This window comes from Nostoc sp., assembly GCF_036917415.1.
GTDB lineage: Bacteria > Cyanobacteriota > Cyanobacteriia > Cyanobacteriales > Nostocaceae > Nostoc.
This window is the reverse complement of record NZ_JBALDJ010000031.1, coordinates 1-8,028: the sequence shown is the minus strand read 5'-3', so window position 1 is coordinate 8,028 and position 8,028 is coordinate 1. Positions and strand designations below refer to the sequence as shown.

The window sequence follows — 8,028 nt, the reverse complement described above, 5'->3', positions numbered from 1 at the left end:
CCCTGCTCCCTGCTCCCTGCTCCCTGCTCCCTGCTCCCTGCTCCCTGCTCCCTGCTCCCTGCTCCCTGCTCCCTGCTCCCTGCTCCCTGCTCCCTAAGCCGTTCTCACCGCCCCAGAGTAAATCAAACCCCGTTGCAGATCCAGCGTTATAATCGCCCCATCTCGAATCACCTGTGTTGCCTGCTTCACGCCCACAATCACTGGTACACCAAGACGTAAGCCAATCACTGCTGCGTGACTTGTGAGACTTTCTTCTTCAGTAATAATCCCGGCAGATTTCCGAATTGCCTCAACAAAATCGGCACTAGTGCGGGGTGCAACTAATATGTCTCCGGGATTAAAGTTACTCACATCCATGCCAGTACTAGCTACCCGTGCGCGACCACTTACTGAACCTTGTCCCAGTCCAATTCCATGACCTAGTACTGCCGTTACCACCTCTACCTTAATCAAATCTGTAGAGCCAGAAATCCCCTGGAGTGTGCCAGCGGTCATCACTACTAAATCTCCCTGGGACAGTAACTGAAGTTCTTGAGCCACGTTAATCGCAGCTTGAAATGTCTGACCAGTGGAAGGTAATCCTAGCACCAACAGCGGTTTGACTCCCCACACCATTTGTAACTGCCGCGCCACATTGACATGAGGTGTCACTGCCAAAATCGGTGTGTGAGGACGAAACTTAGAGACATTGCGAGCTGTTGCCCCTGTTTGGGTTAGGGTCATGATTGCCGCTGCGCCGAGTTGTTCGGCAATTTGACCAACAGCTTGACTAATCGCATTGGGAATGGAGCGGCGGGCATCTCTCAAAGAACGTAAGTTTAGGTGTTGGGCTTCTTCCTGCTCCATACGTTCGGCAATTCGCGCCATCGTCGCTACTGCTTCTACAGGGAAGCTACCCACGGCGGTTTCGTTGGAGAGCATCACCGCGTCCGTGCCGTCTAAAATCGCATTTGCCACATCCGATACTTCAGCGCGAGTGGGACGGGGATTGCTCACCATGCTGTCTAACATTTGAGTAGCGGTGATGATCGGAATCCCCAAACGATTTGCCGTGGCAATTAGCCGCTTTTGGAGTACCGGAACATCTTCCGCTGGCAATTCCACCCCTAAGTCGCCTCTGGCAACCATCACGCCATCACACAAAGCCAGAACCGCTTCCATTTGTTCAATGGCCTCGTGCTTTTCAATTTTGGCAACCACTGGCACTTGCTTGCCTGTGCTGGAAATTAGTTCTTTAATTTCGATCATGTCCTGGGGATTGCGGACAAAGGAAAGTGCCACCCAATCGACACCCTGATCTAGACCAAACATTAGATCCTCTCGGTCTTTGTCGGTCATTGCCTTAATTGACAGGTAAACGCCGGGAAAGTTTACGCCTTTGTTGTTAGAAAGTTTACCAGGCACGGTGATGCGACAATGCAAATCACCTTTGTCCCGATTAATTTCCTCCACCAGCATTTCTACTCGTCCATCATCAAGGAGGATTTTTGCCCCAACGGGGACTTCTTCGGCTAAATAATCGTAGGTGACACAGCTAATTTCCTGAGTACCTACAACCGGACGATTTGTCAAGGTGAAGCGATCGCCTTTTGCCAAAACTATAAATCCGTTGTCAAACTTTCCCAAGCGAATTTTTGGGCCCTGCAAGTCTTGGAGAATAGCCACTGGCTGATTTAGTTCAAAAGCGGTTTGCCGAATTAAGCGAATACTACGCTGATGGTCGGCATGAGTTCCGTGAGAGAAGTTTAGCCGCAACGTTGTGGCTCCCGCTTCAATAATCGCCTTGAGCATTTCAGGACTGCTAGTGGCGGGGCCAATAGTAGCGACAATTTTTGTCCGGCGCAGAGAATCTCTTAATTGCATAGGGGCTGAAGTTAGGGAGCTATCTGGGAAGTCATCGTAACTTAAGTGGCATCTCCTTTTCAGTCACTGCTATATCAATAAAATATAAGCAGTTAGAGAGGGTTTATGGGAGAGTGGGGCTGTGGGATAGAGTAGATATAGTACATCAATCTTGTATCCATCTTCCCGACGAAAGAGTTTATCCCATCAACTTCTTACCAATTGTCATACCCCACTTATCAGTAAAGACTAGGCTTCGTCTGGAATCATAGCGTTATTCATCTGCTGATATGCAAAGCTGTGGATAAATCTTGCTATACAAAACTTTGTAAAACTTTATTATTCACTAATATTTATCGTATATTCGTAATGTCTGCTTAAAAAGGAGTCAATCTTAAAGATGATCGCATCGGAGGCACAAAAGCCACTGACAATCCCACCCAAGGAATTTTTAGCGCCTCCTGGTGATTTCAATCCGACGCTGCTGCTGTTTTCTGTAGCTGTGGCCATGCTGGTATTATCCAACTTTGGTTACTGGCTTTGGGAATGGCCGCACTGGCTATGCTTTTGCGTCAATACTATTGCCTTGCATTGTGCTGGAACGGTAATTCATGATGCCTGTCACCAATCTGCCCATCGCAACCGGGTGATGAATGCGATGTTAGGGCATGGCAGTGCATTGATGCTAGCTTTCGCTTTTCCTGTATTTACGCGGGTGCATTTACAGCATCATGGTCATGTCAACCATCCCAAAGACGACCCAGATCATTATGTCTCTACGGGTGGGCCGCTGTGGCTGATTGCAGTGCGGTTTTTGTACCACGAGGTATTTTTCTTTCAACGGCGACTGTGGCGTAAATATGAGCTACTAGAATGGTTTATCAGCCGCTTAATTGTCGGTGTAATTGTTAATATGTCAGTGCAATACCACTTTTTGGGTTACATTCTCAATTTTTGGTTTATACCGGCTTTTGTGGTGGGGATAGCACTAGGCTTATTTTTCGACTATTTACCCCATCGTCCTTTTGCGGAGCGCGATCGCTGGAAAAATGCTCGCGTCTATCCTAACCCGATTCTCAATATCTTGATTATGGGACAGAATTACCACTTAATTCATCATTTGTGGCCTTCGATTCCTTGGTATAATTACCAGCCTGCGTATTATGTTATGAAGCCTCTGTTAGATAAAAAAGGATGTTATCAAACTTCAGGATTGTTGCAGAAAAAGGACTTTTTTGAGTTTGTTTATGACATCTTTTTAGGAATTCGGTTTCATCATCAAAAAGAATAGAGTTGTTGCATAAAGTGATGCTTACGGTGGTAACAAAGCTTTGTAAGGGTTTAGAACTATTTGCTACAAGATTAAATGCCGATCGCACCCCTTGTAAACTCAAGCTGTTGATTCAGCTTTGCATTTGGGATGCTTAGGCGCAGCCTGCCGTAGGCATCGCACTTTTACTTGGTACAAGAGTAATCTCAATTGGATCGCTCTCCAAACAAAGCCAAATCAGTAATTTTGGTTGGTGATGTATGCAAGCGATCGCAGTAGCAGTAATTGATTTCCCTAAGCAAAACATTCCCTGAGCGAAGTCGTTCGCGTAGCGTCCCGCAGGGAAGGGAACATTAGTCAAATACCCGTGAAACAATCGCCCCGGAAGTTTCCCGAAAGTGCGATCGCTTACATTGGTAGGACTTACGCAAAATATCTCTCAAACTCTGATTTCTCCGTGCCGCGCCAGTTGCTACAAGTCGGGGAACCCGCCCAACGCACTGGCTTCTCTGTGCCTCTGCGGTTCGTTATTCCGTAACTTGTGCGTAAGTCCTAATTGGGTAACTGTAAATAACCACGTAACTTAGCACAACTGTATCCAATTAAATCCTCTAGGTTATTTAAGTAAACCCAGAGTTTTACGGTCTTGTCATAACTAGCAGAAGGGATGGTCTATTTTTTAACCAACATTACCCGCAGACAACACTTGTTCAACTGTAAGTGCAATTTCCGGGAAAGTTGCAGACACAATTTGCTGACTCCCGCTAAACTCTTTTTCCTCGTACAATCCTTCTGACAACAATAAAATCGTAATTTTTGACTCTATTGGATCTACAATCCAATATTCAGGAATCTCTAACGCTGCATATTCAGAACGTTTATATCGATAATCGCGTTTTACTGAATCAGGACTGACAACTTCCACTACTAATATCGGCGCAGACTGACAAACAGCAGACTCATCAAGGAATTCTATCACCTGTTCAGCCCTTACAACATAAACATCAGGCAATCTTGACTTCCGCCATCCCGTTCTTACCCCTGCCTCTCTAAAACATAGCCAAGGTAAACTCAAGCGATTGATTTCTGTGTCAAATGTCTGTTCAAGGAATTTAGCAAGTAGTAAATGTCTAAAAGTTGGCGGATTCATGCGTTCTAGTTTCCCATCCACCAGTTCATAACGGCTATCAGTACCATCGTTATAAGCGAGATATTCTTCAAAAGAGTATAGACGCTCTGTAGTTGTCTGTGTCATCGCGCAACTTTTAAATAAAGGTTTTTTTTGAGGTAGTACTCAAAAAATCATGAGTAATTGCACATTGGCTTGTAGTAGCGTTTAAACGTGTAGGCAAATAAAAAAGCCGTATAATTTTATCACCCACAAAGCACGATTTTATCGTTAGCTACTCAACACTTTGGAAAAAATAAAGTTGTACATACAATTTAATCATACTACCATCCCAAAAAATCCAAAAGTTCTACTGCGGCACAATTTTATGCGATCGCATTTGCTAAAAGTCAAAAGAGTGATTTCTGTCTGACTGATTCTTTGTAGACACCCTGCGGGAAGCAAGCTAAGTTTCCTCAATTCAAAAGGATTACATAAACTTGAGTTGGCAAAACAACAAACAGAATTTAATGAAAACGGCAACAAGCGATTTACACTCATCAATCTGAGTGTTCAGACAGGTTTAGACTCTCATACTCTGTGTAAGATTTTTAACTCTAACAACAAAGTTGATCGATACTCTCTCACTCGATGCTTTCAGACATTCAAAATATTATTAGAGCCAGATGATTATGAGATCGCCACGATTCCACTGCTCATAACTAGCTCAGAGTTACAACAGGGAGAAAGCTGCAAGGATAAGACTTTAGGAAGACAGGAGGACAAAAAACTTGGATTACAGTTGAACCTAGATGTAAATAAGGTCAACTTGCCCATGACTCGACCTGAAGAAATTCGCTCAAGAGGAATAACACTGCTGGAAGAATTATCGGGAGAATCTTTACTAAAAGCAGTTAAATTTTTAGAATCCCTTTCTCAAGAGTCTTTACCGCTAAATCAAAACAAGCCTGAACATAGCAACGGTGTTGTGAAGAATATTACGCTCAATTAAACTAAAAAGATTTTTCAACAACCATAAAAATAACCTCTGGAAGCGATCGCCTCCAAAGCGGTAGCGATGCCCAATTCCCAATGCCCATAATTTAAAATCCTGCCAAACGATGTAAAGGGTTCAAACTCAGGGATGATGAGTAGTTAGCAATTAAATTGACAAAATCACACTATAAAGAGTGATATTAAGCGATAGATAGCGCTTGTAAAGGACTAACGGGCATGATTAAATCTTGGATGGTAATTGGGGGCGTGGCTTTCTTGGTTGCTTTAGCAGCGAACGTGATTACGCCTAGCGATCGCCAATGGTTCAAGCGTTTACAACGACCGAGATGGCTAACTTTTGAGGGTGCAATTCCGATTATTTGGACTGTAATATTTATTTGCGGTGCTTGGTCAGCTTATATTGTCTGGGAAAAAGACCCAGGAAGCACCTCAACCTGGTTAATCATGGGTTTATATCTGCTATTAGAAATTGTTACCATTGCCTATACGCCTGTAATGTTTAAGCTTCGCAGTCTGAAAGTGGGTACAATTCTTGGTGGCACAGGTTTGATTATTGATGCTTTATTGATACTTGCAGTCTTAGGGTTTTCTGGTTGGGCGGCACTATTACTAGTTCCTTATTTGCTCTGGAGTCCTATTGGTACTTATACCACTTGGCAGATGATGAGTCTCAATCCTCAAGATGCTTAAGATTCGCACCAGAGAATGATTAAACATCTAGCCTAAATTGTCAAACTTGCAGTATATGACTTGACAAAATACACAAAACTTGAGTGCATTATGATTCCATCTTGGATAATAATTGGGGCTGTAACTTTCTTCGTCGCCCTTGGTAGTTTCTTGATCACGCCGCGTGATGTTAAATGGTTTGCAAACTTAAGTCGCCCTCGTTGGCTAGTTTTTGAGCCGCTGATTCCGGTCATCTGGACTGTGATTTTTATCAGTGGTGCAGCTTCAGCTACTATTGTCTGGCAAAAAACCCCCGGAAGCCTAATTACTTGGCTATTAATGGCTTTGTATCTCGTGGTAGAAATTATCACGGTCGCCTATATACCGCTAATGTTGAGATTTCGCAGTCTCAAAACCGGGGAAATTCTTGGGCTAATCGGTTTAATTTTAGCCGTTGTCCTGGCAATCTGCGTTTTACCGATTTCTCTAATGGCGGCGCTGTTACTCGTTCCCTATCTAGTTTGGACTCCTATTGGTACTTACACCACCGACGAGTTAAGAGAGTTAAATCCTCAAGATGCATAACGCATTTATGGAAGACGCCCATAACGTGCTGTAACAGGATTGGCTGGATTAGATTGATTATTCAGCCAAGCCCACATTTGATCGCCGAGAGAAAAATGCCACCACTCTCTAGGATTGCGTTGAAAGCCGGCTTTTAACATTACATCTTGCAATAGCTGACGCTGAACATGATACTTTTGCGTTTGTGAGCGATCGCTATTGGCATAATAATCAGGATGCGATCGCTCTGACATTTCATCAATTGGCGAACCCATATTCACTATTTGCCCTGTATCATCTACTAGCGTTACATCTACCGCCCCACCCGTACTGTGAGGAGGCGGAGTTTTTTCATCCAAACTTGGTGCAGCCCAAATTGCATAAACCGCTTCCCAAATCTCTTGGCGCTGGTTTGGTGATAACTCCACCTCAGTCAGTCCCCTATCCTGCACTGCTTGGGCGAAGCTGTAATCTACCATGAACTGTTGGACTGCGATCGGGCGATAAGCATCAAAAATTTGGATATGCCAATTAGGATGCAGGATATTCAGATAATTTTGCGCTTTGAGCAAATTTTCGATAACGCTTTGACGAAGAAAGTAGGGGGAGCGATCGCCATAGGGCGCACCTAATTTTTCATAAGGATGGGGAGATTCTACCGCAAACAATTCTAAAGGAATCGCTATTATCGGTTCACCACACTCAAAAATTGGGATTTGATGATAAGGTCTCATCTAGTCAGCCACGCAGGACTTACGGATTTTAACGCAAGCATAGCATTCTGTGTAACGATTCTCTTCTTCCTCTGTGTCCTTTGCGCTGCTGCGTGCGATACCAATTTTTCTCAATCCTGAACAGCAAACCAAAAACTTTTTTTCTAAAGGGCGATGCCTACGGCGGGCTACGCCTACGCTAATAATCTGCTATTTATACAAAGTCAGGACTTACGCACAGGTCACGGAAAATCAAACCACAGAGAACGCAGAGAACACAGAGGAATAAGAGTTAGAGAGGTTTTTTGCGTAAGTCCTAAAAGTAATATAGCGCTTCTGATTTGGATGCAATACACTCAGACCTCACTTCCATTCCTCTCTCCTAAAAGGCTACGGTGTACACACAAGTTGAAAAAACTTCATCCACCAAAGAATTGCGGTAAAGCAGCGCTGCGGGAGGGAAACCCTCCCGCAGGCGACTGCTGTTAGCGCAGCAGGAGCGTCACCCGTTCGCGTAGCGTCTCCGATAGGAGAAGGGTGCGTTACGCCAGCGTGACAAAGCTAAATTGTTGCAATCATGGCGATGCCTGCGGTGGTCACTGACTTGTACTGAGCGCAGTCGTAAAGCCTGCGGCATAGCTACGCTTAGGGCGCAGCCTCTCCAAGAGTTGTAGCTTTGTCGTACCCCTACGGGGATCTTGCTAGCAAGAGCGTCTCGTAGAGAAGTGCGGGCTACACCAACACATTTGCTATTTCGGGGTACTCATTTGCTATTTCGGGGTACTCATTTGTTATTTCGGGGTACTCATTTGTTATTTCGGGGTACTCATTTGTTATTTCGGGGT

Annotated in this window: 9 protein-coding genes; 5 read left to right on the top strand and 4 right to left on the bottom strand. The window is 44.4% G+C overall.

Going from position 1 to position 8,028, the window contains the following annotated elements:
• Nucleotides 1–93: 93 nt before the first annotated feature.
• Complete coding sequence (gene pyk, locus V7K41_RS05960) at nt 94–1,863, bottom strand: pyruvate kinase (protein WP_334846396.1); 1,770 nt, start codon at nt 1,861–1,863, stop codon at nt 94–96.
• Nucleotides 1,864–2,242: 379 nt separating this feature from the next.
• Here pyk and crtR point away from each other — a divergent pair, with 379 nt between their 5' ends.
• Nucleotides 2,243–3,133, top strand: a complete 891-nt coding sequence (crtR, locus tag V7K41_RS05955; RefSeq protein ID WP_334846394.1) for a beta-carotene hydroxylase — start codon at nt 2,243–2,245, stop codon at nt 3,131–3,133.
• A 133-nt stretch (nt 3,134–3,266) separates the two neighbouring features.
• Here the strand turns inward: crtR and V7K41_RS05950 are convergent, their stop codons facing one another.
• Complete coding sequence (locus V7K41_RS05950) at nt 3,267–3,473, bottom strand: hypothetical protein (protein WP_334846392.1); 207 nt, start codon at nt 3,471–3,473, stop codon at nt 3,267–3,269.
• 6 nt (nt 3,474–3,479) lie between these two features.
• On the opposite strand from V7K41_RS05950, the gene V7K41_RS05945 reads away from it, so the two are divergent.
• Nucleotides 3,480–3,650, top strand: coding sequence for a hypothetical protein (locus tag V7K41_RS05945; protein WP_334846390.1), 171 nt, complete (start codon nt 3,480–3,482; stop codon nt 3,648–3,650).
• Nucleotides 3,651–3,791: 141 nt separating this feature from the next.
• Here V7K41_RS05945 and V7K41_RS05940 read toward each other — a convergent pair whose 3' ends face one another.
• Nucleotides 3,792–4,367 carry a Uma2 family endonuclease gene (locus V7K41_RS05940; RefSeq protein ID WP_334846388.1) on the bottom strand — a complete coding sequence of 192 codons (576 nt, stop codon included), beginning with the start codon at nt 4,365–4,367 and terminating at the stop codon, nt 3,792–3,794.
• 358 nt (nt 4,368–4,725) lie between these two features.
• Between V7K41_RS05940 and V7K41_RS05935 the strand changes: the two genes are divergently transcribed.
• The 3 genes from V7K41_RS05935 (at nt 4,726) to V7K41_RS05925 (ending at nt 6,491) form a co-directional block, all read left to right on the top strand.
• Nucleotides 4,726–5,232, top strand: coding sequence for a hypothetical protein (locus V7K41_RS05935; RefSeq protein WP_334846386.1), 507 nt, complete (start codon nt 4,726–4,728; stop codon nt 5,230–5,232).
• A gap of 221 nt (nt 5,233–5,453) precedes the next feature.
• Entirely contained in the window at nt 5,454–5,927 is a 474-nt protein-coding gene (locus V7K41_RS05930) for a TspO/MBR family protein (RefSeq protein WP_334846385.1), read from the top strand.
• A 90-nt stretch (nt 5,928–6,017) separates the two neighbouring features.
• Nucleotides 6,018–6,491, top strand: coding sequence for a TspO/MBR family protein (locus V7K41_RS05925; RefSeq protein ID WP_334846383.1), 474 nt, complete (start codon nt 6,018–6,020; stop codon nt 6,489–6,491).
• 5 nt (nt 6,492–6,496) lie between these two features.
• Here the strand turns inward: V7K41_RS05925 and V7K41_RS05920 are convergent, their stop codons facing one another.
• A complete protein-coding gene (locus tag V7K41_RS05920) occupies nt 6,497–7,204 on the bottom strand; it encodes a M15 family metallopeptidase (protein ID WP_334846382.1) in 708 nt (235 codons plus the stop codon).
• Nucleotides 7,205–8,028 lie beyond the last annotated feature (824 nt).

Bases quoted from the DNA above. Each gene is read 5' to 3' on its own strand.
- pyk (WP_334846396.1), bottom strand. From the start codon at position 1,863: ATGCAATTAAGAGATTCTCTGCGCCGGACAAAAATTGTCGCTACTATT.
- crtR (WP_334846394.1), top strand. From the start codon at position 2,243: ATGATCGCATCGGAGGCACAAAAGCCACTGACAATCCCACCCAAGGAA.
- V7K41_RS05940 (WP_334846388.1), bottom strand. From the start codon at position 4,367: ATGACACAGACAACTACAGAGCGTCTATACTCTTTTGAAGAATATCTC.
- V7K41_RS05930 (WP_334846385.1), top strand. From the start codon at position 5,454: ATGATTAAATCTTGGATGGTAATTGGGGGCGTGGCTTTCTTGGTTGCT.
- V7K41_RS05925 (WP_334846383.1), top strand. From the start codon at position 6,018: ATGATTCCATCTTGGATAATAATTGGGGCTGTAACTTTCTTCGTCGCC.
- V7K41_RS05920 (WP_334846382.1), bottom strand. From the start codon at position 7,204: ATGAGACCTTATCATCAAATCCCAATTTTTGAGTGTGGTGAACCGATA.